This is a genomic window from Pseudomonas sp. YuFO8, from assembly GCF_035065025.1.
In the GTDB taxonomy this organism is placed as follows: Bacteria; Pseudomonadota; Gammaproteobacteria; order Pseudomonadales; family Pseudomonadaceae; genus Aquipseudomonas; species Aquipseudomonas putida_AE.
This window is the reverse complement of record NZ_JAXDEQ010000013.1, coordinates 1-24,195: the sequence shown is the minus strand read 5'-3', so window position 1 is coordinate 24,195 and position 24,195 is coordinate 1. Positions and strand designations below refer to the sequence as shown.

Genomic DNA, 24,195 nt, shown 5'->3' with positions numbered 1-24,195 from the left:
GCATCTTGAAAAGAAAAAGGCTTGCCGCGGCAAGCCTTTGAAGAGGGCATCAAGCGTTCTGGCGGTGAAGCTTTTCCAGTTTCTTCTTGATGCGATCGCGTTTGAGCGTGGACAGGTAGTCGACGAACAATTTGCCGTTCAGGTGGTCGCATTCGTGCTGGATGCAAACGGCTAGCAGGCCTTCGGCGATCAGTTCGTAGGGCTGGCCGTCGCGGTCCAGGGCCTTGACCTTGACCTTCTGCGGGCGATCGACGTTTTCGTAGAAACCCGGCACCGAGAGGCAGCCTTCCTGGTATTGCTCCATCTCGTCGGTCAGGGACTCGAACTCGGGGTTGATGAACACCCGGGGTTCGCTGCGGTCTTCGGAGAGGTCCATCACGACGATACGTTTGTGCACGTTGACCTGGGTCGCGGCGAGGCCGATGCCTGGCGCCTCATACATTGTTTCAAACATATCATCGACCAGCTGACGCACTTCGTCGTCCACTACGGTCACTGTCTTGGCGATCGTACGCAGGCGCGGGTCAGGGAATTCGAGGATGTTTAAAATGGCCATAAGCTTTGATGACTGCACATGTGAAGTAAGGTCGGGTCGATGGCCTGGCCGATCCGAAGATGCAGGCTACCGGTGTAAAACGTAGCTCCCTTCTCTTCATAAGCAAGCCGGGAGCGAGCCACCGAGGGCTCTGGCGTTTCACGCGAACTCACATAATAAAGGGATTCATCGCATGAGGAAATCACTACTCGCCCTGCTACTCCTGGCCTCGGCAGGTTTTGCGCACGGGCAAGTGCAACTCAGGGAGGGTTTTCCACAGCAATACACCGTGGCAACGGGCGACACACTCTGGGACATCTCGGCCAAATATCTTCGTGAGCCATGGCAGTGGCCGCAACTCTGGCAGGCCAATCCCCAGGTTGAAAATCCAGATCTCATCTACCCCGGTGACAGCCTGTCGCTGGTCTACGTCAACGGCCAGCCGCGCCTGACCCTCGATCGCGGCGCCTCGCGGGGGACCATCAAGCTTTCGCCACGGGTGCGCAGCAGTCCGGTGGCCGACGCCATCCCGAGCATCCCGCTGAAATCGATCAACAGCTTCTTGCTGAGCAACCGCATCGTCGACAAGGCCGAGGATTTCGACCAGGCGCCTTATATCGTTGCCGGTGATGCCGAGCGCGTACTCAGTGGCACCGGCGACCGTATCTTCGCCCGCGGCCACTTTGACCCGGCTCAGCCGGTGTATGGCATCTTCCGCCAGGGCAAGGTCTACAGCGATCCGCAGACCCACGAGTTCCTCGGGATCAACGCCGATGACATTGGCGGCGGCGAGATCATCGCCACCGAGGGCGACGTCACGACTCTGGCGCTGCAACGTACGACCCAGGAGGTGCGTCTCGGCGACCGCCTGTTCAGCGGCGAAGAACGCTCGATCAATTCGACCTTCATGCCCAGCGCCCCAGAGACCCAGGTCAACGGCCTGATCATCGATGTGCCACGCGGGGTCACGCAGATCGGTGCGCTGGACGTGGTCACCCTGAACAAGGGGCAACGCGACGGCCTGACCGAAGGGAATGTGCTGGCGGTGATGAAAACCGGGGAAACCGTGCGCGACCGGATCACCGGCCAGCCAGTGAAAATTCCGGATGAGCGCGCCGGCCTGCTGATGGTTTTCCGCACCTACGACAAGCTCAGCTATGGGCTGGTGCTCCATGCGTCACGTTCATTGGCAGTGCTGGACAAGGTGCAAAATCCTTAGCTCACTGCACAAGTTACCAACAGAGTTATCCACAGCTTATTCCCGTTTCGACGGGGGCTCATAACGATCAAGGATGATCCATGTCGATACCCGCTGTTACACCGGTTTCCCCTGCGGAACTGGAGGCGCGTCTGCGTCTGCACCGTCTACCGGAACTTGGCCCGGCGCGATTCAGGAAATTGCTGGAAGCCTTCGGTTCGGCGTCCAAAGCCATCAGCGCACCGGCCAGTGCCTGGCGAGCGCTGGGCTTGCCGCAGGTGTGTTGCGAGGCCCGGCGCGCCCCGGAGATTCGTGACGGCGCCAGCCATGCATTGGCCTGGCTAGAGCGTCAGGGCCAGCATTTACTGATGTGGGACCAGCCTGACTACCCGGCGTTGCTGGCGCAGATCAGCGACGCGCCGCCGTTGCTGTTCGTGGCCGGCGATCCGCAGATCCTGGAAAAACCGCAGCTGGCGATGGTCGGCAGTCGTCGTGCTTCACGGCCAGGCATGGACACCGCCACCGCGTTTTCCCGCAGCCTGGCTGGTGCCGGGTTCGTCATCACCAGCGGCCTGGCGCTGGGCATCGATGCCGCCGCGCATCAGGCGGCGCTGGACGTTGGCGGGCGAACGGTCGGGGTACTTGGCACGGGTCTTGAAAACTTTTATCCACAGCGCAACCGGCGCCTGGCGGACGCCATGATCGCGTCGGGTAGCGCGGTGCTTTCGGAGTTTCCGCTGGACACCGCGCCCAGCGCCGGCAACTTCCCCCGACGCAACCGGATCATCAGCGGTCTGTCCCTGGGCGTGCTAGTGGTCGAAGCCAGCGTTGCCAGCGGTTCATTGATCACGGCCCGGCTGGCGGCGGAACAGGGGCGCGAGGTGTATGCGATTCCCGGGTCGATTCATCATCCCGGCGCCCGCGGATGCCATCAGCTGATCCGCGACGGCGCCGTGCTGGTGGAAACCATCGAGCATATCCTTGAAGGCTTGCGGGGCTGGCAGCAGCTGCCTTTTTCAACGCAAACACCCGCGGCCACATCGAGCCATCCGCTGCTGACCCTGCTCCACGCCGCCCCCCACACCAGTGAAGCGCTGGCCGATGCCAGCGGTTGGACCTTGCCCAAGGTCCTGGCGACGTTGACGGAGCTGGAAATGGACGGCCGTGCTGTCTGTGAAAACGGACGCTGGTTTGCGCGGGTGAGCTAGGTTTTACGAGGAAGAACGGTAAACTGCGCAGAGCCTTATTCTGGAGAGTTTTTCATGGTCAACAGTTGGCGTGTGCAGCAAGCCGCACGAGCAATTCGCGCAGGGGCGGTGATTGCCTACCCAACCGAAGCAGTCTGGGGGCTGGGTTGCGACCCGTGGGATGAAGAGGCAGTGGATCGGTTGCTGCTGATCAAGGGGCGCTCGGTTGATAAGGGCCTGATCCTTGTCGCCGACAATATCCGCCAGTTCGACTTCCTCTTCGAAGACTTCCCCGAACTGTGGATGGACCGCATGGCCAGTACCTGGCCGGGGCCGAACACCTGGCTGGTGCCCCATCAGAACATGTTGCCGGAGTGGATTACCGGGGTGCATGAAACGGTGGCGTTGCGGGTCAGCGATCATCCTCAGGTGCGGGATTTGTGCGCGTTGGTCGGGCCGCTGGTGTCGACGTCCGCCAACCCCCAGGGCCGGCCGGCGGCGCGTACGCGGATTCGCGTCGAGCAGTATTTCCGGGGTCAGGTTGACCTGGTGTTGGGCGGGAACCTGGGTGGGCGCAAGAATCCGAGTGTTATTAGGGATCTGGCGACCGGGCATGTTGTGCGCCCCGATTAAGACCGAGGCGCGCCCATCGCCAGCAGGCTAGCTCCCACACTGGTTTTGTGAACGCCACAGATCCAATGTGGGAGCTAGCCCTGCTGGCGATGGCGTCAGTCAGGGCAACAGAACAACCGACCCGGTAGTGCGCCGCGCCGACAACTCGGTCTGCGCCTTCGCTGCATCCGCCAGTGGAAAACGCTGGCTGATGTCCACCGTCAGCTTGCCGCTGATGATCATCTCGAACAACTCATCGGCCATGCGCTGCAGGTTCTCGGCATTGTTGGCGTAGGTCGCCAGCGTCGGCCGGGTGACGTACAACGAGCCTTTGCCCGCCAGAATCCCCAGGTTCACCCCGTCCACAGCCCCGGATGCATTACCGAAGCTCACCACCAGCCCACGGGGCGCCGCGCTATCGAGGGAAGTCAGCCAGGTGTCCTTGCCGACGCCGTCGTACACCACCGGCACCTTCTTGCCGTCAGTCAATTCCAGTACCCGTTGCGCGACGTTTTCATGGCTGTAGTCGATGGTCGCCCAGGCACCATTGGCCTTGGCCAGCGCGGCTTTCTCTGGCGAACTCACCGTGCCGATCAGCTTCACGCCCAAGGCCTTGGCCCATTGGCAGGCCAGGGAGCCGACACCCCCCGCAGCGGCGTGGAACAGGATGGTTTCGCCACCCTTGAGTTCATAGGTCTGGCGCAGCAGGTACTGCACGGTCAGGCCCTTGAGCATCACTCCGGCAGCCTGTTCGAAAGTGATGGCGTCCGGCAGGCGCACCAGGTTGGCTTCGGGCAACACGTGAACTTCGCTGTAAGCGCCCAACGGGCCGCTGCCATAAGCCACGCGATCGCCGACCTTGAACCGGGTCACTTCGCTGCCGACCGCGTCGACCACGCCCGCGGCTTCCGAACCCAGACCCGATGGCAGGGCCGGTGGCGGGTAGAGGCCGCTGCGGTAATAGGTGTCGATGAAGTTCAGGCCGATGGCCTTGTTGGTCACGCGGACCTGCTGCGGGCCGGGCTCGGCGGGTTGGTAGTCCACATACTCAAGTACTTCCGGGCCGCCATGGGTACGGAACTGGATACGCTTTGCCATCTGCACTCTCCTGAGATCGTTTTACCAAGTGCGCTATCTGGCGCCGAAGCGTGATCTTCGTCAACTGCGACGAGCGCATCGGCGGTGTTATGCTACGCGCCCATTTGCGCAGGCTCGGCTCCGCTGGAGCGCCGCGTAGCTTTGCCCGATCCAAGGTGATGCCATGACTACCCGCACCGAGGCCGTAAAAGCCTACCTGCTCGATCTGCAAGACCGTATTTGCGCTGCCCTGGAGGCCGAAGACGGCGGCACGCGCTTCGTCGAAGATGCCTGGACCCGGCCCGCCGGCGGTGGCGGGCGCACGCGGGTGGTCGAAAATGGCACGATCATCGAAAAGGGCGGCGTCAACTTTTCCCATGTCTTCGGCAGCGGTTTGCCGCCGTCGGCCAGCGCCCATCGGCCGGAACTGGCCGGGCGTGGCTTCGAGGCCCTGGGCGTGTCGCTGGTGATCCACCCGCACAACCCGCATGTACCGACTTCGCACGCCAACGTGCGATTCTTCATCGCCGAAAAAGAAGGTGAAGAGCCGGTCTGGTGGTTTGGCGGCGGTTTCGACCTGACGCCGTACTACGGTAACGAAGAAGATTGCGTGCACTGGCACCGCGTCGCCGAGCAGGCCTGCGCGCCGTTCGGTGCGGACGTCTACCCGCGTTACAAGGCCTGGTGCGACAGCTATTTCCACATCAAGCACCGGCACGAGCCCCGGGGTATCGGCGGCCTGTTTTTCGACGACCTGAACGAGTGGGACTTCGACACCAGCTTCGCGTTCATGCGGGCCATCGGTGATGCGTTCATCGAGGCATACCTGCCGATCGTGCAACGCCGCAAGAACGCTGCCTACACCGCCAAACAGCGGGAATTCCAGGAGTTCCGCCGTGGGCGCTACGTCGAGTTCAACCTGGTTTATGACCGTGGCACCTTGTTCGGCCTGCAATCGGGTGGCCGTACCGAATCGATCCTCATGTCGCTGCCGCCGCAGGTACGCTGGGGTTACGACTGGAAAGCCGAGCCTGGGAGCGAAGAAGCGCGCCTGACCGAGTACTTCCTGCAAGACCGCGATTGGTTGGCCCAGGCCTGAAGAGGAATGTTGATGGACCGTTATGTCGTTTTCGGTAACCCGATTGGCCACAGCAAATCGCCGCTGATTCATCGCCTGTTCGCCGAGCAGACCGCGCAGAAACTCGACTACAGCACCTCGCTGGCGCCCCTCGACGACTTCTCCGGCTGCGCCCGGGCATTTTTCCTTGAAGGTCGTGGTGCGAATGTGACGGTGCCGTTCAAGGAAGATGCCTTTCGCCTCGCGGACAGCCTGACGGCGCGGGCGCAACGAGCCGGTGCGGTGAACACCCTGAGCAAGCTGGCCGACGGCACCTTGCTGGGGGACAACACCGATGGCGCCGGGCTGGTGCGGGATTTGACGGTCAACGCCGGGTTCAGCCTCAAGGGCAAACGCATCCTGCTGCTGGGTGCCGGTGGCGCGGTGCGCGGTGCGCTGGAGCCGTTGCTGGCCGAGCAACCGGCGTCGGTGATCATCGCCAATCGCACGGTGGATAAGGCCGAATTACTGGCGGAATTGTTCTGCGATCTGGGCCCGGTAGCGGCCAGTGGTTATGACTGGCTGCAGGAGTCGGTGGACCTGATCATCAATGCGACGTCCGCGAGCCTCACGGGCGATGTGCCGCCGATTGCGCCAAGCCTGATCGAGCCGGGCAAAACGGTTTGCTACGACATGATGTACGGCAAGGAGCCGACTTCGTTCTGCCGTTGGGCCAGCGAACACGGCGCGGCGGTGTCGATGGATGGCCTGGGGATGCTGGCCGAGCAGGCGGCGGAAGCGTTCTTCCTGTGGCGCGGGGTGCGCCCGGATACGGCACCGGTGTTGGCGGAGCTTCGTCGGCAATTGACACAGTCCCTGTAGGAGCGGGCTTGCCCGCGAAGCTTTTGGCGTACTTAAGGACGCCTTCGCTGGCAAGCCAGCTCCTACAAGGATTTCAATCCTCAAAGCGTATCGGGCATTTTTCTGCCCCTTCCAGCTTCCTCAATTCATCCACCACCTGCGGCCTGGCCCGGCGCAGGGTCAGGCTGCGGTCCTGGCGCAATAGCCGCCGCGCTTCCTGATGCAGCATCTCCACCCCTGAATAGTCGATGAAATTGATCTGCTGCGCCTCGATCACCACGCGTGCGCCGTGCATGCGTTGCAGGCGAACTTGCAGGTAATGGCTGGCGCCGAAAAAGATCGAGCCGCCGACCCGCAGAATGTCCTCATCGCCGTCGCGTAAATGCTGCACCCGTGGTTGTGAGGTGCGCTTGAGGTAAAAGAACAGCGACGCCAACACCCCGGCATAGATCGCCGTCTGCAGTTCCAACAGCAGCGTGGCGATGCAGGTCAGGCTCATGACCATGAACTCGGCGCGGCTGACCCGCAGCAACGCACGAATACCCCGATGATCCACCAGGCCCCAGGCGATCAGCACAATGCTGCCGGCCATGGCCGGGATAGGAATGTGAGCGATCAGATTCGCGCCAAAAATCGCAAACAGCGCCACCCACAATGCCGAAAAAATCCCCGCCAGTGGCGAACAGGCACCCGCTTCGTAGCTCAGCCCCGAACGGGTGAACGAGCCGGCCGAGAGCGATCCGGAGAAAAACGCACCGACGATATTGGACAGGCCTTGGGCGCGAACTTCCTGGTTGGCGTCGAGTAGTTGCTGCGAACGTGCAGATATCGAGCGGGCAATCGACAAACTGGTGACCAGCCCGAGCATGCCGACTGCCACGGCGCTGGGCAGCAGGCGCAGGATCAGGTCCAGGTCAAGCGGCAGTGGGCTCAAGGGCGGCAGCTGGCCAGTGAAGGCGCTGACCAGTCGCACATGCCCAAACATCGATGGCCAGAGCCAGACCAGCAGGGCTGCCAGCACCAGGGTTATCAACAGGGTCGGCCAGCGCGGCAGGCACAGCTTGAGAATCACGCCGACCACGACAGTAGCCAAGCCGAGCATGAGCGAGGGTTTATCCACCTCACCCAGGTGTTTGAACAAGGTGATGAAGCTGTCCAGGGCGGTGGCCTGGCTAGGCAGGTCCAGGCCCAGCAGGTTGGGCAACTGGCCGACGGCAATCACCACCGCCGCGCCGAGGGTGAAGCCAAGCACCACTGAATGAGAGACGAAATTGACCAGCGCACCAAAGCGCAGCAATCCCAGCAGCCACTGGAAAATCCCGGCCAGGAAGGTCAGTAACAGGATCAGGGTGACGTAGTCTTGCGTCGCCGGCACGGCCAGTGGACTGACGCTGGCGTACAGGACGATGGAGATGGCCGCCGTAGGACCGCAGATCAAATGCCACGACGAGCCCCACAGGCAAGCGATCAACACCGGGATGATCGCCGCATACAGGCCGTACTCCGGTGGAAGGCCGGCAATCAGTGCGTAGGCGATGGATTGCGGCAACGCGAGAATCGCGCCACTGAGGCCGACGACCAGGTCACGACCGACGCTGGCGCGGGTTTGCCGGGGTAACCATGAAAGGAATGGGAAGAGTGAATGGCGGCTGGGAAGGGCCATGGGTCCTCTCGGGTTGGGTTTTGCATAAGGGTATCAGCACCACGCATTGTGGGAGCGGGCTTGCTCGCGAATGCGGTGGATCAGGCAACTTCAATGTCGACTGATCCACCGCATTCGCGAGCAAGCCCGCTCCCACATGGATTAGAGCTTGGCTTTCACGGCCGGCAACGCATCCTTGCCATCCACGGTCTTCACGCCATCGAGCCACTTGTCCAGCACGGCCGGATTGGCCTTGATCCACGCCTTGGCCGCATCGGCATTGCTGACTTTCTTGTTCACCACTTCGGCCATGATGCTGTTCTCCATCTCCTGGGTGAAGCTCAGGTTGGTGAGCAGCTTGCCGACGTTCGGGCAGGCCTGTGCATAACCTTTGCGGGTCAGGGTGTGGACGCTGCCGGTGTCACCGAAATATTTCTCGCCGCCTTTCAGGTAATGCATTTTCAACTGCACATTCATCGGGTGCGGCGTCCAGCCGAGGAAGGTCACGAACTTCTGCTTCTTCACCGCCCGAGACACTTCGGCCAGCATGGCTTGCTCGCTGGATTCGACCAGTTTCCACTTACCCATGTCGAAATCATTTTTCTTGATGATCTCTTGCAGCGAGATGTTGGCCGGTGCGCCAGAGCCGATGCCATAGATCTTGTGGTCGAACTTGTCGGCGTACTTGTTCAGGTCGGCAAAGTTATGCACACCGGCGTCCCAAACGTAGTCCGGCACAGCGAGGGTGAACTCGGTGCCGTCGAGATTCTTCGCCAGTTGCGTGACGTCACCGGTGGCGACGAACTTGTCGTAGAAGCCCTGCTGCGCCGGCATCCAGTTGCCGAGGAAGACATCCACCTGGCCGTCCTTGAGCCCGCCAAAGGTGATCGGCACGGCGAGGGTATCGACCTTGGCCTTGTAGCCCATGCCGTCCAGCAGAAACCCGGTGATGGCGTTGGTCGCGGCGATGTCGCTCCAGCCCGGGTCGGCCATCTTCACCGTCTCGCAACTCTGATCGGCATAGACCGACGCACTGCCCAGTGCCAGGAGCCCGACCGTCAGTACTGTGGATAACCTTTGCATGGACTTCCCCTTGAGATTATTGATTTTGGCAGGGTTGTGGATAACGTGCTTTGCGCTCCAGATCGTCGAGGTCGATGTGGTTGCGCATGTATTGCTGACTGGCGTCCACCAGCGGCTGGTGATCCCAGCTCTTCAGCTTGCCGATGGTCAGGGCATCAGCAACGAAACGCCGGCGCCGCTGGCTCGCGAGCACCTGTTGGTGGATCGCCGGAATATTCCATTTGGCCCTCGCTTCGGTGAGAAAATCGTCGAACAGCTGGCGATGTTGCGGCGAATGGCTGAGTTCTTCCAGCTCTCTTGGGTCATTGTGTACATCGAAGAGTAGGCAAGGGTCGTCTTCGCTGTAGATGAATTTGTAGGCGCCACGGCGAATCATCATCAGCGGGCTGATGGTGCCTTCGGCCATGTATTCGCCGAACACTTCGTCGTGACCGCCCTGCCCTTGCAGGTGCGGCACCAGCGAGCGACCATCCAAAGGCAAGCCCGGTTCCAGAAAGCCGCCGGCCAGTTCTACGAAGGTCGGCAACAGGTCGGCGGTTGACACCGAAGCGCTGACCCTGCTGGCACCGAATTGCCCTGGTGCACTTATCAACAGCGGTACACGAGCTGCCATCTCGTACCAGTGCATTTTGTACCAGAGTCCACGCTCGCCGAGCATGTCGCCATGATCCCCGGAGAACACGATGATGGTGTCATCGATCAGACCCGTATCCTCAAGAGTTTGCAGGAGTTTGCCGACGTTGCTGTCGATATAGCTACAGGCGCCGAAGTAGGCACGGCGCGCGTCGCGGATTTTATCCACAGGTAGCGGCTTGTCCCACAGGTCATAGACCTTTAGCAATCGCTGGGCGTGCGGATCGAGTCCGGCTTGGTCCGGTGTAACCGGCAGCGGGATGTCGGCGTCGTTGTACAGGTCCCAGAACGCCTTGGGAATGGTGTACGGGTCGTGGGGGTGCGTCATCGAAACCGTCAGGCAAAACGGCTGGTCGCCATCTTCGCGGATGTGGTCGAACAGGTACTGTTGGGCCTTGAACACCACCTCTTCGTCAAAATCCAGTTGATTGGTGCGCACGCAGGGGCCTGCCTGCAGCACCGACGACATGTTGTGGTACCAGCTCGGACGCACGTCAGGTTCATCCCAGTTCACCGCCCAGCCATAGTCGGCGGGGTAGATATCGCTGGTCAGGCGCTCTTCATAGCCGTGCAACTGGTCCGGACCACAGAAATGCATCTTGCCCGACAGCGCGGTGCGGTAGCCGAGGCGGCGCAGGTAGTGGGCATAAGTCGGCACATCGGCAGGAAAATCCGCCGCGTTGTCATAAGCGCCGATCTTGCTCGGCAGCTGGCCGCTGACCAGGGTAAAGCGCGAAGGCGCGCAAAGCGGGCTATTGCAGTAGGCGCTGTCGAACACCACGCCGCCGGCGGCGAGGCGGCTCAGATTAGGCAGCTTGATGGGCGATGGGCCGTAGAGGGGCAACATTGGCGCGGCCATTTGATCGGCCATGATGAAAAGAATGTTCTTGCGCTTCATGTGTTCGCGGCATTCCATAGTGGATGTTTATGCGAGAGTGCTGGGATCGAGGATGTAACCCCCACACTTTGCGGTAAAGCCCATGGCCGGCAATGACTAGGATAAGCACAGCTTATGTATGACGCACTTGGTGACCTCTCTCTGGATTTACTTCGTGCTTTCGAGTCGGCGGCCCGTCAGCGCAGCTTCACGGCGGCGGCGGTCGAGCTGGGCACCACACAGCCGGCGATCAGCCAACAGATCAAGCGCCTGGAGGAGCAACTGGCGACTCGACTGTTCGACCGAATCTATCGAGGTATCGAACTGACCGAGGCCGGGGTAATCCTTTTTGAGCAGGTTCAGCTGGGTTTGCAGAATATCGACGCAGGATTGGCGGCAATCAGCGCGCAACACCAGCACGAGGTGCTGCAGGTCGCCACCGATTTCGCCTTCGCCGCCTACTGGTTGATGCCCCGGTTGCACCGCTTTCATGCGGCCAATCCACAGGTCGACGTCAGCCTGGTGACCAGTGAGCGCAGCCACAACATGCTGCGCAGCGATATCGACGTAGCGGTGCTGTTCGGCGATGGTCGTTTCAAGCAGGGCGAGAGCCATTGGCTGTTCAGCGAGGAAGTGTTCCCGGTGTGCAGCCCGCAGTTGTTGAATGATCGTGCCCTGCCCCTGCCCGCCCAGTCGTTGCTGGAGTTTCCGCTCCTGCACCTGCGTGGCGAAAACAGCAGTCATTGGTTTGACTGGAGCGGTGTCTTTCGCGAGCTGGGCATCACCTCGGCCCCAGCCCCCGGCCAGTTGCGTTTCGACAATTACACCTTGCTGATTCAGGCCGCCATTGGCGGACAGGGCGTGGCCATTGGCTGGCGGCACCTTGTGGATAACTTGTTGGCGCAGGGATTGTTGTGCCGGCCGATTGCCGAAACGGTGATTTCCAGGCTGGGTTACTACGTGGTGTTGCCCCAGCGCAAGCGACGTGGGGCGCTGATTCAACAGTTCGTTGATTGGCTGATGGCTGAGCAGGCCAGCAGTGCGCAATCGTTGACGGGAATGTCGTTTCCTTCGATTGCGGTTTGAAGATCAAAAGATCGCAGCCTGCGGCAGCTCCTACAGGGACATGCTTTACGGCTCAGAAGTCGCGATGAAATTGACGTGCTCGCCGATATGCAGGTTCAGTTGCAACTCATCAGCGATCCCCACCGCCGTGCGGGCCAGGCGTGCGAGCGGTTCGGCCAGCCCCGGCTCAAGACTGCTGCTGACCTGGCTGAAGTGCTCAATGGTCAGCCCCGGCACTCCGCGCGGGGCATTCACCATCGTCCAGTGCAAGGCACTGCTTTGTAGCGCTTCGCGGATTTCCTCGGCGGCGTGCAGTTCCAATCCGTCCTCGAACTCCGGATCGTCCAGAATCTCGAAATCACCCACCAGAAACAACCGCGCAATGCCCGCCGCCTGCATGCCATCGATCAATGCATCCACCGCCAGCACTTGCTCGACCGGGCCGGGCACGATGGTTTTTTCCACATGCTCACTGTTGAAGGGCAGCCCCGGTGCGTCTAATAAGCAGACGACAGCCGAACTGCCGGCCACGCTTTGCTTCACTCGCTCAGCATCGAACAGGTCGCCGGTTTTGGTACGCAAACCCGGTCGCGGCGCCAGGGCCGTCAGATCATCGAGAATGGCGATCACTTCATGCTGACGCCGCAGCATTTCAGCCATCAGCGCACTGCCCAGGCTACTCATGGCACCATAAAGCACCACTTTCACCACCGGGGTTTCGGCATTTTTCATGGCTGGCTCCGTTGTTGCGGGGTATATGGCGTGTGACCTGCCGGAAACGGTGAGGGTTCGACTCGGTTTGGAGGGATTCAAATGCAACGGATCAAGGGCTATCACGCCCATGTGTATTTCGACGCCAGCACCATCGACCAGGCGCGGACCCTGTGTGAGCGAGCCGCACAGTTATTCCCGCTGCAGATGGGCCGCGTACATGAGCGCCCGGTCGGCCCGCACCCGGACTGGAGCTGCCAGCTGGCGTTCGGCCCCGAGCTGATCGGCGATGTGCTGCCGTGGCTGGCGCTCAACCGCAAGGGGCTGGTGGTATTCCTGCATCCGGACACCGGCAACGACTTGCTGGATCACCGCGATCACGCGATCTGGATGGGCGCGGTTCGGCCGTTGGACCTGTCTATTTTCTGATCAGAGCGTTTCTTCGGCTTCGCCCGGCAGATGCTCATCCAGGTGCAGCCACGGCAGGCGGCTGTCGGTCCAGATGTGCCGTTCGGCCGGGGCCTGTTCCGGGTGGTCGAGGGTGGCAATGGTCACGTCGATGCTGTCCGGGCTCAGGTGAGTCACCAATGCCAGTTGCGCCCCGCAGTTGCCGCAGAAATAGCGCGTGCAGGTGGGTGAAGAGTCGTATCGCGCCGGTGTCCCAAGCAGCCATTGAAAGGCTGAAGCCGGGACGGTGATCCAGGTCGTCACGATCCCGCCGCTGACTCGCCGGCAGATCGAGCAATGGCAGTGGGCGATATCATGCAATGGCCCGCTGAATTGATAGCGCAGTTGTCCACAATGGCAACCGCCGGGGTGGAATTCGACCATGCTGTTCCTCCTGATGCGTCTTGACTGACGCCTTCGCGAGCAAGCCCGCTCCCACACTGGATCTATGTCGTACACAAAACCACTGTGGGAGCGGGCTTGCTCGCGAACGCCTCAACTCGGTCCGACGACCGGTTGCACATCCGGTCAATGCTTTCATCGGCGAAAGCTGGCTGAAAGCTTCCCCGATTAGGATCGCCCTCACTGCCGGCAACAGACCGGTTGGCTACAGCGAATGTTCGATTGTTCGCCCGGCCCATTTAACAACAACAATGGTGACCCTGATGTCCTCTTCTATCCGCCGCTTCGCTGCAACTCCGCCCGTACGTCTCGTGCTTCCCGTTCTGCGCTGATCCCGTCCGATCCGCTCATTCCCTAGCCGCGATACGCCTGGAGTATTCCCATGCTGACTTTCCTTGGCTTCGCCATGGTCATCACGTTCATGTTCCTGATCATGACCAAGCGCCTGTCCGCGTTGATCGCCCTGATCATCATCCCGATCGTTTTCGCCCTGTTCGGCGGTTTCGGCCCGAAAATCGGCCCGATGATGCTCGAAGGCATTACCAAGCTCGCGCCGACCGGCGTGATGCTGATGTTCGCGATCCTGTACTTCGCCCTGATGATCGACTCCGGCCTGTTCGACCCGGCCGTGCGCAAGATCCTCAAGATGGTCAAGGGCGACCCGTTGAAAGTGTCGGTCGGTACTGCGGTACTGGCGCTCGTGGTTTCCCTCGACGGTGACGGCGCGACCACGTACATGATCTGCGTGGCCGCCATGCTGCCGCTCTACAGCCGCATCGGCATGAGCCCGCGGATCATGGCGGGCTTGATCATCCTCGCCGGTGGCGTGATGAACATGACCCCATGGGGTGGCCCGACCGCCCGTGCGGCCAGTGCTCTGCATGTCGACCCGTCCGACATCTTCGTGCCGATGGTTCCAGCGATGGCGGCCGGTGTCCTGGCCATCCTCGCCATTGCCTACTTCTACGGCAAGCGTGAACGTGCGCGTTTGGGTGAGTTGCACCTGGTGGGTGACGAGATTGATCACAGCGAGATCACCGTTTCGCAATTCCCGGATGCCCGTCGTCCGAACCTGATCTGGTTCAACGGCGCCCTGACCCTGGCCCTGATGTGCACCCTGATCGCCGGCCTGTTGCCGCTGCCGGTGCTGTTCATGGTGGCGTTCAGTATCGCCATGATCGTCAACTACCCTTGCCTGCAACAGCAAAAAGATCGCGTCGCGGCCCACGCCGGTAGCGTGCTGGCGGTGGTCGGGCTAATCTTTGCCGCGGGCATCTTCACCGGTATCCTGTCGGGCACCGGCATGGTCGATGCCATGTCGAAGAGCCTGCTGTCGGTGATTCCGGATTTCCTCGGCCCGTACCTGGCAGTGATCACGGCGTTGGTGAGCATGCCGTTCACCTTCTTCATGTCGAATGATGCATTTTATTACGGCGTGTTACCGGTACTGGCCGAAGCCGCCAGCCATTACGGGATTACCGCAGTGGAAATGGCACGTGCCTCGATCGTCGGTCAGCCCGTCCACTTGTTGAGCCCGCTGGTACCATCGACCTACCTGTTGGTGGCCTTGGCGGGTATCGACTTCGGTGATCACCAGCGCTTCACCCTGAAGTGGGCAGTGCTGGTGTGCATGTGCATACTGGTTGCCGCATTGCTGATGGGGATTTTTCCGCTGTTCAGCACTCTATAAGCCCAAGACTCACCATTTCGGGTCCTGGCTTCGCGGTTTGAAGTCGGGGCCCTTTTTGGTTTAACAATCGCTCAAAGGAATACACATGGAATGGCTGACCAACCCTGAAATCTGGGTTGCCTTCTTTACCCTGACCGCCCTGGAAATCGTCCTGGGTATCGATAACATCATCATGATTTCGATCCTGGTCAGCCGCATGCCCAAGCACATGCAGCAGCGCACCCGGATTTTCGGCCTGGCGCTGGCCATGGTCACGCGGATCCTGTTGCTGTTGTCCATCACCTGGGTCATGCGCCTCACCGCCGACCTGTTCGAAGTGTTCGGCCAGGGCATCTCCGGGCGTGACCTGATCCTGTTCTTTGGTGGTTTGTTCCTGCTGTGGAAGAGCTCGCAAGAGATGTACCACGCGCTGGAAGGTGAAGACGAAACCGACGACGAGCCAAACCTCAAGGGTGGCAACTTCCTCTACACCATCATCCAGATCGCGATCATCGACATCGTGTTCTCCCTGGACTCGGTGATCACTGCAGTCGGCATGGTGTCCCACGTACCGGTCATGGTCGCGGCAATCGTCGTGGCGGTACTGGTGATGATGCTGGCCTCGGGCACTATCAGCGCGTTCATCGACAAGCACCCTTCGCTGAAGATGCTGGCGCTGTCGTTCCTGTTGATCGTCGGTATGGTGCTGATTGCCGAATCCCTGGACGTGCATGTACCAAAAGGCTACGTCTACTTCGCCATGGCGTTCTCGCTGGCGGTGGAAGCGATCAACATCAAGATGCGCACCGCGATTGCGAAAAAGAAGAAGCGGCAGGATCCAGTGAAACTGCGCAAGGACATTCCGGGGCAGTAACCCGTAAGCGGTATGTACGCAAAACCTGTGGGAGCGGGCTTGCTCGCGAAGACGGAGTGTCAGTCGACATCATTGTTGCCTGATACACCGCTTTCGCGAGCAAGCCCGCTCCCACATTGGTTTCATGACAGTTTTGTTTCAATCAGCACTTTAGCTATGCGATGCTGGCGCACAGACCGTTAGCCAACTACAGCTTAAGTACAGAACGTAGAACGTCGCGCGGCACCGCTAACTTGCCCCTCTGGGGCGCTACCACCTCAGGGGGCCTGCATGCTCACCCTGCTCAATTTGCTCTCAGCCGTGGCCTTGCTGATCTGGGGCACGCATATCGTCCGAACCGGCATCCTGCGGGTGTACGGCTCCAACCTGCGCCACGTCATCGGCCAGAACATGTCCAAGCGCTGGCTGGCGTTCATCGCGGGGATCGTCGTGACCGCGATGGTCCAGAGCAGTAACGCCACGGCGATGCTCGTCACCTCGTTTGTCGGTCAGGGCCTGATGGCGCTGACCCCTGCCCTGGCAACCATGCTCGGGGCCGATGTCGGTACGGCATTGATGGCGCGGGTGCTGACCTTCGACCTGTCATGGCTCTCGCCACTGCTGATTTTTCTCGGGGTGATTTTTTTCCTGTCGCGCAAACAGACGCGGCTGGGGCAAATGGGCCGCGTCAGCATCGGCCTGGGCTTGATCATCCTGGCGCTGCAACTGATCGTCGAGGCCGCCGCGCCGATCACCCATGCCCAGGGGGTAAAAGTGATTTTCGCCTCGCTGACCGGCGATATCCTGCTCGACGCCTTGGTCGGCGCGTTGTTCGCGATGATTTCCTACTCCAGCCTGGCGGCGGTCCTGCTGACCGCGACCCTGGCCGGCGCCAGCGTGATCAGCCTGCCGGTGGCCATCGGCCTGGTGATCGGGGCCAACATCGGCAGCGGCATTCTCGCGTTCCTCAGCACCAGCATGCAGAACGCTGCCGGTCGCCAGGTGGCGTTGGGCAGCCTGTTGTACAAGCTGATCGGCCTGTTGCTGATCATCCCGGTGCTCGACCCTCTGGTGCACTGGATCGACAGCCTCGACTTCAGCCCCCAGGAAATGGTCATCGGCTTTCACCTGCTCTACAACACCGCACGCTGCCTGATCCTGCTGCCCACCGTCGGGCCGATGGCCCGGTTTTGCGCGTGGATCCTGCCGGAGCGCCCGCAAACCAACGGCATGGCCAAGCCCCGGCACCTTGACCCGACAGCCTTGGTCACGCCCAGCCTGGCGTTGGCCAACGCGGCCCGGGAAACCCTGCGCATGGGTGATCTGATCGACAACATGCTCGAGGCCATGCTCGACGTGCTGCACGGCAAGCAAACCGCCGTGACCCAGGAAATGCGGCGCCTGACCGATGATGTCGAGGCGCTCTACAGCGCGATCAAGCTGTATCTGGCGCAGATGCCCCGGGAAGACCTCAGTGATCAGGACAGCCGGCGCTGGGCGGAAATCATCGAACTGGCGATCAACCTCAAGCTCGCCAGCGACCTGATCGAACGCATGCTGCGCAAAGTCCAGCAGCAAAAAACTTCCCAGCGCCGATCGTTTTCCGAAGTGGGCCTGGAAGAGCTGGCCGGGCTGCACAGCCAGTTGATTTCCACCCTGCGCCTGGGCTTGTCGGTCTTTCTCAGTGCCGACAAGGAAAGTGCCCGCCAGTTGCTGCGTGAAAAACGTCGCTTTCGCGCACAGGAACGCCGCCTGGCCCACGCGCATGTCAGCCGTTTGCAACGTAAGATCGTGCAGAGTATCGAGACCAGTTCGCTGCACCTGGAGTTGATTGCCGACATGAAGCGTCTGAATTCGCTGTTCTGCAGCAGTGCCTACGTCGTATTGGAAGCGTCCGACACCGGCGCGCTGGTTGTGGACGATTTGGCTGATATCACGCATTCGCCTTGAACGTCTGGCAAGGTGATCAGTCAGTAACATTGATTCAGCCTCAAGGCCGTTATTGCGAGCAAGCTCGCTCCCACAGGTTTCGAGTTGACCACAATGAATGGATCAGCCCGGATTCTGTGGGAGCGAGCTTGCTCGCGATGGCGGACGGAAGGACGAAACGGATCTCCGATTGGTTGCCGGGAAGCTCGTTATGCGTTGTCTGTTGTTCGCCTGTCTGTTGCTTGGTTCACTCCCTTCGTTTGCCCTGGATCGCTTCCAGGTCGAGGGCTATACCCTGCGCAACGGTTTGCAGATGTTGCTCAAGCCCGGCACCGAGCGCGGGCACGTGGCGATCCGGCTGGTGGTCGGGGTAGGCCTGGATGATTTCGGTTGCACCGATAAAGAACTGCCGCACCTGCTCGAACACTTGCTGTTCAGCGGCATCGACGCCAGCGGTGAAGGCGGCCTGGAGGAGCGCATGCAGGCGCTGGGTGGCGAGTGGAACGCTTTCACCAGCAACGCCGACACCACCTTCGTGATCGAAGCCCCGGCGAAAAACCAGCGCAAGGTCCTGGATTTGCTGCTGGCGCTGCTGACCCAGACCCATTTCGACGACGATGCCATCAACGCCGCCAAGCAAGTGGTCGAGCGTGAGGACGGCGGGCACTACACGCACCTGCAACGCTGGCTGGATCGCCAGGACTTGGGTCATACCGCCAGCAATCAACTGGCCGTGGAACTGGGCCTCAAATGCCCTGAGCGCGCGGAAGTCGATCACCTGACCCGCGAACAGCTGGAGAACGTGCGCAAGGACTGGTACGCGCCGAACAACATGACGCTGATCGTCGTCGGCGATCTCGACCGCTTACTGCCGGCCTATCTGGATCGCACTTATGGCGAGCTTGCCCCCATCACTCCGACAGAGCACCCGCCCCTGCCCCAGATCCAGGCCAGCGCCGCCCATGAGCGCAGCCTGATCCATGGCTTCGTCGGTGGCGGGGCCAAGCTGCACTGGCTGGTACCGGAGCCGGTGCTGGACGATCAGCACGACGAAACCTTCGACCTGCTCAAGGACTATCTGGACTGGGCGCTCTATCGCCAGCTGCGCCTGGCGCACGGCCTGTCCTATGGCCCCTGGGCCGAGCGCGAGGTGTTTGGCGGCGTTGGCTTCATGAGCCTGAATGCCGACCTGGAGCGCGACGACGTGAGCCAGGCACTGGAAGTGCTGGATGACTTGAAGGCCGGTATGCTCAAGGACGGTCTCAACGCCGAGACCTTCAATCGCCTCAAACAGGCCGCCATCGCCCGCCAGTCCTGGGCGGTGCAAGGCAACAGCGCACTGGCCGATTACTACTGGAGTGCCCTGGGGGACTACGCAGACGGCCGATTCGCCAACCCGGTCAAGGAGTTGCAGGCGGTCACGCTGGCGCAAGCGAACAAGGCCATGCGCGAACTGCTCCTGCAGCCGGGGTATGTGCGGATCGAAAAACCCCTGGTCAGTTATGACCAATTGATGTGGGCGATTGCCGGGCTGTCGGGGTTGTTGCTGTTGGGCCTGGCGGCATGGCGTTTTCATCGCAGAAAGTAAGCGCTTTCACCGATGAGGCGGTAACCTGTCAGGGATTTTTCCTACGACTACTGTGAACCGCCGAATGCCGACCCTGACCCTATTCGTCCAGCGCATCCTCGAGCTGATGAAACGCTACCCCGGGGTCATTGCGCTCGGTGGTTTCGTCTCCGGGATCGGCAGCTTCATCCTGGTGGATCGCCAACAGGGCCTGGCGAGCTGGATCACCACCATCATGCTGATCAGCTGGGTCTGGCTGATGCTGGAAAACAGCCTGACCAAGCTATTCACCCGAATCTTCAAGCGGGAGATCCCCCAGCCCTTGCTGCGTTATGCGACGCAGATGATTCACCAGGAAAGCCTGTTCTTCGTCCTGCCGTTCTTCTTCATCACCACGACCTGGAACAGCGGCCAGCTGTTCTTTACCGGGCTGTTGGGCATCGCGGCGCTGATTTCCATCATCGACCCGCTCTACTACAAGTGGCTGGCGCCGCGGCGCTGGGCGTTCCTGGCGCTGCACACCCTGACCCTGTTCGCCGCCCTGCTCACCGCGCTGCCGGTGATCATGCACCTGACCACTGCGCAAAGTTTCAAGTGGGCGCTGGGCATCGCCGTGCTGTTGTCGTTTCCGAGCCTGGCATCGATCTTTCCGATCCGCACCCTGCGCAACGCCCTGGCGATCCTGAGCATTACCGTGGGTATCGGCGGTGTCGGTTGGGTGCTGCGCTCGTGGGTGCCGCCGGCAACCCTGTGGATGACCGAAGTGGCCATCAGCACGCAGATGCAGGATCGCACCCCCGGCGCCAGTCTCGATGAAGTCAGCGCCGAGCAGATTCGCGGCGGTGGCCTCTATGCCTATACGGCGATCAATGCGCCGCGCGGCCTGGACGAGCGGATCTATCACGTCTGGCAATTCAACGGCAAAGAGGTCGATCGCATCCCACTCGATATCCACGGCGGTCGCAAGGAAGGCTACCGGGCCTGGACCCACAAGCAGAATTTCCCGGGCAATCCGGCAGGCAAATGGCAGGTTCGGGTGTTGACCGAAGACGGCCAATTGATCGGCGTATTGCGCTTCAAGGTGGCTGACAGCACACCGGTCAAAGAAAAGTAAGGCAGTTCGTGCTATTACGTAGCTCTGCGTAACAGCCGAAAAAGCACGGAGCTTATGACCAGCAGCACAATGGCCGGCAATGCCCAATTGGACACCTCGCACTCCCCGCCTCAGATACGGGTGACGGGAGACTGGACGCTCGCCCATTACGCCGACCTCAAGCACCTGAGCGAAAAGCTCGAAGGCCAGTACAACGACAGCACCCTCATCGATCTCAACGGCCTCGGCGCCCTTGATACAGCCGGCGCCTCGCTGCTGGTGGAACTGCTGGGCTCGGAACGCCTGGGCCGCTCCGCGCAACATCCTGATTGCACCCTTTCCTCCGCCGACCGCGCGTTGTTGCAAACCGTCTATCAATCGCTGACGGATTTCTGCGTGCCCATCAAGGAGCCGGAAATCAGCGTCGGCATCCAATTGCTGACCCGCATCGGCCGTGCGGTGGACACAGTCTGGCAGGACACCCTGCAACTGCTGGGGTTCGTCGGCCTGATCCTGGAAACCATCGTCCGTGGCCTGTTTCGTCCCAAGCGCTGGCGCATTACGCCGATGGTGGCGCACATCGAACAGACCGGCCTCGACGCCGCGCCCATCGTTGCCCTGCTGACCTTCCTGGTGGGCGCCGTGGTGGCATTTCTCGGGGCGACGGTGCTGAGCACTTTCGGCGCCAGCGTGTTCACGGTGGACCTGGTGGCGTTTGCCTTCCTGCGCGAATTCGGCGTGCTGCTGACCGCGATCCTGATGGCCGGGCGCACCGCCAGTGCGTTCACCGCGCAGATCGGCTCGATGAAGGCCAACGAGGAAATCGACGCCATCCGCACCCTGGGCCTCGATCCGATGGAATTGCTCGTGGTGCCACGGGTCCTGGCCTTGCTGGTCGCGTTGCCGATGCTGACCTTCCTGGCGATGGTTTCGGGAATTATCGGCGGCGGCGTGGTCTGCGCGGTATCGCTGGATATTTCGCCGGCAATGTTTCTGTCGCTGCTGCAATCGGACATCGGCGTTCAGCACTTTCTGGTGGGGATCGTCAAAGCCCCGATCTTCGCCTTTCTCATTGCCGCGATAGGTTGCCTGGAAGGCTTCAAGGTCAGCGGCAGCGCCGAGTCTGTCGGTGCCCACACCACATCGAGCGTGGTGCAGTCGATTTTCGTGGTGATCGTGCTCGACGCCGTGGCCGCGCTGTTTTTCATGGAGATGAGCTGGTGAGTCGAGTACCCCGAGCCCCCGCCGAGGCGGTGATCGAAGTCCGTGGGCTGTGCAATCGTTTCGGCAGCCAGAGCGTGCACGAGAACCTCGACCTGGATCTGTACAAGGGCGAGATCCTTGCCGTGGTCGGCGGTTCCGGCAGCGGTAAATCAGTGCTGCTGCGCAGCATTGTCGGTTTGCGCCAGCCCAGCGAGGGCGTGGTGAAAGTCTTCGGGAAAAACCTGCCGAGCCTGCCCGAGCACGAGCGGTCCCTGATCGAGCGGCGCTTCGGCGTGCTGTTCCAGAAAGGCGCGCTGTTCTCTTCGCTGACCGTGACCGAGAACGTCGCCCTGCCCCTGATCGAACATGCCGGCCTGAGCCGCGACGATGCCGAGCACCTGGCGGCGGTGAAACTGGCCCTGGCCGGCTTGCCGCTGTCGGCGGCGGACAAGTACCCCGCGTCCCTGTCCGGCGGCATGATCAAGCGAGCAGCACTGGCGCGGGCCCTGGCGCTGGACCCGGACATCCTGTTTCTCGACGAACCCACCGCCGGCCTCGATCCGATTGGTGCGGCCGCCTTCGATCAACTGATCCTGACCCTGCGTGATGCCCTGGGCCTGAGCGTTTTCCTGGTGACCCACGACCTCGACACGCTCTACACCATCACCGACCGGGTGGCGGTGCTGGCGCAGAAGAAAGTGCTGGTGGCCGATGCCATTGACGTGGTCTCGGAAACCGACGACGCGTGGATTCACGAATACTTCCATGGCCCTCGCGGCCGCGCGGCGCTGAGTGCCGCTCAACAGCTCAACGAGGTCTGACATGGAAACCCGAGCCCATCATGTATTGATCGGCCTGTTCACTGTGATCGTGGTGGCGGGCGCCCTTCTCTTTGGTTTGTTCCTGGCCAAATCCAGTGTCGACACCGAGTTCAAGGATTACGAAGTCGTGTTCAACGAGGCGGTCAGCGGCCTGTCCAAGGGCAGTTCGGTGCAGTACAGCGGGATCAAGGTCGGTGACGTGGTGACCCTGCGCCTGGACCCGAAAGACCCGCGCCGGGTGCTGGCGCGGATCCGCCTGGGCGGCGATACCCCGATCAAGGAAGACACCCAGGCCAAACTGGCGCTGACCGGGGTCACCGGCACCTCGATCATCCAGCTCAGCGGCGGTACGCCTCAGAGCCCGACGCTCAAGGGCAAGGACGGCAAGCTGCCGACCATCATTGCGTCGCCCTCGCCCATCGCTCGCCTGCTCAATGACAGCAACGACTTGATGGCCGGGGTGAACACCTTGATGCACAACGCCAACCTGATGTTTTCCACGGAAAACATCGAGCGCATCAGCAAGACCCTGGAGCATCTGGAGCAAACCACCGGGGTCATTGCCGACCAGCGCGGCGACATTCGCCAGGCCATGCAGCAATTGGCCTCGGTCGGCAAGCAGGCCGGTACCATGATGGAGCAGACGTCGGCGTTGATGCGCAACGCCAACGGCTTGCTCAATGACCAGGGCAAGCAGATGTTCGGCAGCGCCGAACAGGCCATGAAGTCGCTGGAACAGAGCACCGCGACCATCAACCAGCTGCTGAGCACCAATCAGGAGTCGCTCAACAACGGCATGCAGGGTCTCAATGGCCTGGCGCCGGCGGTGCGTGAGCTGCGCGAGACCCTCACCTCGTTGCGGGCTATTTCCCAACGCCTGGAATCCAACCCCAGCGGCTACCTGCTGGGCCGTGACAAGAGTAAGGAATTCACTCCATGACGCTGACCCGCCTCGCCCTCCTCGCCAGCTTCACGCTGATCAGCGCGTGCTCGATCCTGCCCAAGTCGGAACCCTTCGATCTTTATCGATTGCCGTCGGCGCAAAGCAGCATACCGGCCAGTCACGTCACACCGCAGCGCTGGTCGTTGCGCCTGAACAAACCCCAGGCCAGCGAAGCGTTGAACAGCCCGAACATTGCCGTCATCCCCCAGGGCGACGTGATCAGCAGCTACAAGGGCTCGCGCTGGAGCGACCCGGCGCCGGTATTGCTGCGCAACCGGCTGCTCGATGGTTTCCAGCGTGATGGTCGGGTGACGCTGCTGAGTACCGATGACAGCAACTTCCAGGCGGATCTGGAGCTGGGCGGCAGCTTGCAGGCGTTTCAGACTGAGTATCAGGGCACCAGCGCCAGCGTGGTCGTGCGCCTGGATGCCTTGTTGGTGCGTGGGTATGACCAGCGAATCCTCGCCAGCAAACGCTTTGAAGTGCGCCAGCCGTTGAGCGATTTGAAGGTGCCGGCGGTGGTGGCCGGGTTTGGCCAGGCCAGTGATCAGATCACGACGCAGGTGGTGGCGTGGGCGGTGGAGCAAGGACAAAAGTTAGCGCCGCCCGCGAGATTTTGAAGGTCCTGCGGACCTTATCGCTGGCAAGCCAGCTCCTACAGGTACAGCGCGCTCTCTGTAATTGGATGGACTCGCCCCAGCCGAGGCGTCAATGCGCCACGGTGGCAGTC

General features: G+C 61.3%; 23 protein-coding genes. 16 read left to right on the top strand and 7 right to left on the bottom strand.

All coding sequences use genetic code 11. From position 1 onward, the window contains the following. Positions 1-49: 49 nt before the first annotated feature. Positions 50-556 (bottom strand): peptide deformylase, encoded by a 507-nt coding sequence (gene def / locus SOP95_RS13760; protein ID WP_046818630.1) that lies wholly within the window; start codon positions 554-556, stop codon positions 50-52. A 172-nt stretch (positions 557-728) separates the two neighbouring features. Between def and SOP95_RS13755 the strand changes: the two genes are divergently transcribed. The 3 genes from SOP95_RS13755 to SOP95_RS13745 all read left to right on the top strand — a co-directional run bounded on the left by SOP95_RS13755 (position 729) and on the right by SOP95_RS13745 (position 3,553). Continuing rightward, complete coding sequence (locus tag SOP95_RS13755; RefSeq protein ID WP_323607366.1) at positions 729-1,754, top strand: LysM peptidoglycan-binding domain-containing protein; 1,026 nt, start codon at positions 729-731, stop codon at positions 1,752-1,754. A gap of 80 nt (positions 1,755-1,834) precedes the next feature. Then, the gene (dprA, locus tag SOP95_RS13750) at positions 1,835-2,941 is read left to right on the top strand and encodes a DNA-processing protein DprA (protein WP_323607365.1); all 1,107 of its coding nucleotides are present in this window, start codon (positions 1,835-1,837) and stop codon (positions 2,939-2,941) included. 54 nt (positions 2,942-2,995) lie between these two features. Continuing rightward, a complete protein-coding gene (locus SOP95_RS13745; protein ID WP_008064654.1) occupies positions 2,996-3,553 on the top strand; it encodes an L-threonylcarbamoyladenylate synthase in 558 nt (185 codons plus the stop codon). 99 nt (positions 3,554-3,652) lie between these two features. On the opposite strand, the gene SOP95_RS13740 is transcribed toward SOP95_RS13745, so the two are convergent. Further along, positions 3,653-4,630, bottom strand: coding sequence for an NADPH:quinone reductase (locus SOP95_RS13740; protein WP_323607364.1), 978 nt, complete (start codon positions 4,628-4,630; stop codon positions 3,653-3,655). Between the two features lie 163 nt (positions 4,631-4,793). Here SOP95_RS13740 and hemF point away from each other — a divergent pair, with 163 nt between their 5' ends. Next, positions 4,794-5,708: an oxygen-dependent coproporphyrinogen oxidase gene (hemF, locus tag SOP95_RS13735; RefSeq protein WP_323607363.1), complete on the top strand. Its 915-nt coding sequence runs from the start codon at positions 4,794-4,796 to the stop codon at positions 5,706-5,708. A gap of 12 nt (positions 5,709-5,720) precedes the next feature. Then, positions 5,721-6,548, top strand: a complete 828-nt coding sequence (gene aroE / locus SOP95_RS13730) for a shikimate dehydrogenase (protein WP_323607362.1) — start codon at positions 5,721-5,723, stop codon at positions 6,546-6,548. Positions 6,549-6,621: 73 nt separating this feature from the next. Here the strand turns inward: aroE and SOP95_RS13725 are convergent, their stop codons facing one another. The 3 genes from SOP95_RS13725 to betC all read right to left on the bottom strand — a co-directional run bounded on the left by SOP95_RS13725 (position 6,622) and on the right by betC (position 10,783). Continuing rightward, complete coding sequence (locus SOP95_RS13725) at positions 6,622-8,190, bottom strand: SulP family inorganic anion transporter (protein WP_323607361.1); 1,569 nt, start codon at positions 8,188-8,190, stop codon at positions 6,622-6,624. Positions 8,191-8,331: 141 nt separating this feature from the next. Next, a complete protein-coding gene (gene choX, locus SOP95_RS13720; RefSeq protein ID WP_274073799.1) occupies positions 8,332-9,252 on the bottom strand; it encodes a choline ABC transporter substrate-binding protein in 921 nt (306 codons plus the stop codon). A 16-nt stretch (positions 9,253-9,268) separates the two neighbouring features. Further along, entirely contained in the window at positions 9,269-10,783 is a 1,515-nt protein-coding gene (gene betC / locus SOP95_RS13715; RefSeq protein ID WP_323607360.1) for a choline-sulfatase, read from the bottom strand. A 114-nt stretch (positions 10,784-10,897) separates the two neighbouring features. Here betC and SOP95_RS13710 point away from each other — a divergent pair, with 114 nt between their 5' ends. Then, positions 10,898-11,848, top strand: a complete 951-nt coding sequence (locus tag SOP95_RS13710) for a choline sulfate utilization transcriptional regulator (protein WP_274073801.1) — start codon at positions 10,898-10,900, stop codon at positions 11,846-11,848. A 45-nt stretch (positions 11,849-11,893) separates the two neighbouring features. Here SOP95_RS13710 and SOP95_RS13705 read toward each other — a convergent pair whose 3' ends face one another. After that, a complete protein-coding gene (locus SOP95_RS13705) occupies positions 11,894-12,559 on the bottom strand; it encodes an NAD(P)-dependent oxidoreductase (protein WP_323607359.1) in 666 nt (221 codons plus the stop codon). 81 nt (positions 12,560-12,640) lie between these two features. Between SOP95_RS13705 and SOP95_RS13700 the strand changes: the two genes are divergently transcribed. Further along, positions 12,641-12,967, top strand: a complete 327-nt coding sequence (locus tag SOP95_RS13700; RefSeq protein ID WP_323607358.1) for a DOPA 4,5-dioxygenase family protein — start codon at positions 12,641-12,643, stop codon at positions 12,965-12,967. On the opposite strand, the gene SOP95_RS13695 is transcribed toward SOP95_RS13700, so the two are convergent. Then, on the bottom strand, positions 12,968-13,369 hold the full coding sequence (locus SOP95_RS13695; protein WP_274073804.1) for a GFA family protein: 402 nt from the start codon (positions 13,367-13,369) through the stop codon (positions 12,968-12,970). 400 nt (positions 13,370-13,769) lie between these two features. On the opposite strand from SOP95_RS13695, the gene SOP95_RS13690 reads away from it, so the two are divergent. The 9 genes from SOP95_RS13690 (at position 13,770) to SOP95_RS13650 (ending at position 24,085) form a co-directional block, all read left to right on the top strand. Then, positions 13,770-15,077: a CitMHS family transporter gene (locus SOP95_RS13690; RefSeq protein ID WP_274073805.1), complete on the top strand. Its 1,308-nt coding sequence runs from the start codon at positions 13,770-13,772 to the stop codon at positions 15,075-15,077. Between the two features lie 85 nt (positions 15,078-15,162). Further along, on the top strand, positions 15,163-15,930 hold the full coding sequence (locus SOP95_RS13685) for a TerC family protein (RefSeq protein ID WP_274073806.1): 768 nt from the start codon (positions 15,163-15,165) through the stop codon (positions 15,928-15,930). A gap of 270 nt (positions 15,931-16,200) precedes the next feature. Continuing rightward, the gene (locus tag SOP95_RS13680; protein ID WP_274073807.1) at positions 16,201-17,859 is read left to right on the top strand and encodes a Na/Pi cotransporter family protein; all 1,659 of its coding nucleotides are present in this window, start codon (positions 16,201-16,203) and stop codon (positions 17,857-17,859) included. A gap of 190 nt (positions 17,860-18,049) precedes the next feature. Continuing rightward, positions 18,050-19,426 (top strand): M16 family metallopeptidase, encoded by a 1,377-nt coding sequence (locus SOP95_RS13675; RefSeq protein WP_323607357.1) that lies wholly within the window; start codon positions 18,050-18,052, stop codon positions 19,424-19,426. A gap of 64 nt (positions 19,427-19,490) precedes the next feature. Continuing rightward, positions 19,491-20,519 (top strand): DUF5924 family protein, encoded by a 1,029-nt coding sequence (locus SOP95_RS13670; RefSeq protein ID WP_323607356.1) that lies wholly within the window; start codon positions 19,491-19,493, stop codon positions 20,517-20,519. A 54-nt stretch (positions 20,520-20,573) separates the two neighbouring features. After that, a complete protein-coding gene (locus SOP95_RS13665) occupies positions 20,574-21,722 on the top strand; it encodes an ABC transporter permease (RefSeq protein ID WP_274073810.1) in 1,149 nt (382 codons plus the stop codon). Beyond that, entirely contained in the window at positions 21,719-22,522 is an 804-nt protein-coding gene (locus SOP95_RS13660) for an ABC transporter ATP-binding protein (RefSeq protein ID WP_323607355.1), read from the top strand. Before SOP95_RS13665 ends, SOP95_RS13660 begins: the two co-directional genes overlap by 4 nt. A 1-nt stretch (position 22,523) precedes the next feature. Then, positions 22,524-23,462, top strand: a complete 939-nt coding sequence (locus tag SOP95_RS13655; RefSeq protein ID WP_274073812.1) for an MlaD family protein — start codon at positions 22,524-22,526, stop codon at positions 23,460-23,462. Beyond that, positions 23,459-24,085: an ABC-type transport auxiliary lipoprotein family protein gene (locus SOP95_RS13650; protein WP_323607354.1), complete on the top strand. Its 627-nt coding sequence runs from the start codon at positions 23,459-23,461 to the stop codon at positions 24,083-24,085. Before SOP95_RS13655 ends, SOP95_RS13650 begins: the two co-directional genes overlap by 4 nt. The last annotated feature ends 110 nt before the right edge of the window (positions 24,086-24,195 follow it).

What these genes read in the sequence shown, in the direction of transcription:
- def (WP_046818630.1), bottom strand. Translation starts at nt 556, where the DNA reads ATGGCCATTTTAAACATCCTCGAATTCCCTGACCCGCGCCTGCGTACG.
- SOP95_RS13755 (WP_323607366.1), top strand. Translation starts at nt 729, where the DNA reads ATGAGGAAATCACTACTCGCCCTGCTACTCCTGGCCTCGGCAGGTTTT.
- dprA (WP_323607365.1), top strand. Translation starts at nt 1,835, where the DNA reads ATGTCGATACCCGCTGTTACACCGGTTTCCCCTGCGGAACTGGAGGCG.
- SOP95_RS13745 (WP_008064654.1), top strand. Translation starts at nt 2,996, where the DNA reads ATGGTCAACAGTTGGCGTGTGCAGCAAGCCGCACGAGCAATTCGCGCA.
- SOP95_RS13740 (WP_323607364.1), bottom strand. Translation starts at nt 4,630, where the DNA reads ATGGCAAAGCGTATCCAGTTCCGTACCCATGGCGGCCCGGAAGTACTT.
- hemF (WP_323607363.1), top strand. Translation starts at nt 4,794, where the DNA reads ATGACTACCCGCACCGAGGCCGTAAAAGCCTACCTGCTCGATCTGCAA.
- aroE (WP_323607362.1), top strand. Translation starts at nt 5,721, where the DNA reads ATGGACCGTTATGTCGTTTTCGGTAACCCGATTGGCCACAGCAAATCG.
- SOP95_RS13725 (WP_323607361.1), bottom strand. Translation starts at nt 8,190, where the DNA reads ATGGCCCTTCCCAGCCGCCATTCACTCTTCCCATTCCTTTCATGGTTA.
- choX (WP_274073799.1), bottom strand. Translation starts at nt 9,252, where the DNA reads ATGCAAAGGTTATCCACAGTACTGACGGTCGGGCTCCTGGCACTGGGC.
- betC (WP_323607360.1), bottom strand. Translation starts at nt 10,783, where the DNA reads ATGAAGCGCAAGAACATTCTTTTCATCATGGCCGATCAAATGGCCGCG.
- SOP95_RS13710 (WP_274073801.1), top strand. Translation starts at nt 10,898, where the DNA reads ATGTATGACGCACTTGGTGACCTCTCTCTGGATTTACTTCGTGCTTTC.
- SOP95_RS13705 (WP_323607359.1), bottom strand. Translation starts at nt 12,559, where the DNA reads ATGAAAAATGCCGAAACCCCGGTGGTGAAAGTGGTGCTTTATGGTGCC.
- SOP95_RS13700 (WP_323607358.1), top strand. Translation starts at nt 12,641, where the DNA reads ATGCAACGGATCAAGGGCTATCACGCCCATGTGTATTTCGACGCCAGC.
- SOP95_RS13695 (WP_274073804.1), bottom strand. Translation starts at nt 13,369, where the DNA reads ATGGTCGAATTCCACCCCGGCGGTTGCCATTGTGGACAACTGCGCTAT.
- SOP95_RS13690 (WP_274073805.1), top strand. Translation starts at nt 13,770, where the DNA reads ATGCTGACTTTCCTTGGCTTCGCCATGGTCATCACGTTCATGTTCCTG.
- SOP95_RS13685 (WP_274073806.1), top strand. Translation starts at nt 15,163, where the DNA reads ATGGAATGGCTGACCAACCCTGAAATCTGGGTTGCCTTCTTTACCCTG.
- SOP95_RS13680 (WP_274073807.1), top strand. Translation starts at nt 16,201, where the DNA reads ATGCTCACCCTGCTCAATTTGCTCTCAGCCGTGGCCTTGCTGATCTGG.
- SOP95_RS13675 (WP_323607357.1), top strand. Translation starts at nt 18,050, where the DNA reads ATGCGTTGTCTGTTGTTCGCCTGTCTGTTGCTTGGTTCACTCCCTTCG.
- SOP95_RS13670 (WP_323607356.1), top strand. Translation starts at nt 19,491, where the DNA reads ATGCCGACCCTGACCCTATTCGTCCAGCGCATCCTCGAGCTGATGAAA.
- SOP95_RS13665 (WP_274073810.1), top strand. Translation starts at nt 20,574, where the DNA reads ATGACCAGCAGCACAATGGCCGGCAATGCCCAATTGGACACCTCGCAC.
- SOP95_RS13655 (WP_274073812.1), top strand. Translation starts at nt 22,524, where the DNA reads ATGGAAACCCGAGCCCATCATGTATTGATCGGCCTGTTCACTGTGATC.
- SOP95_RS13650 (WP_323607354.1), top strand. Translation starts at nt 23,459, where the DNA reads ATGACGCTGACCCGCCTCGCCCTCCTCGCCAGCTTCACGCTGATCAGC.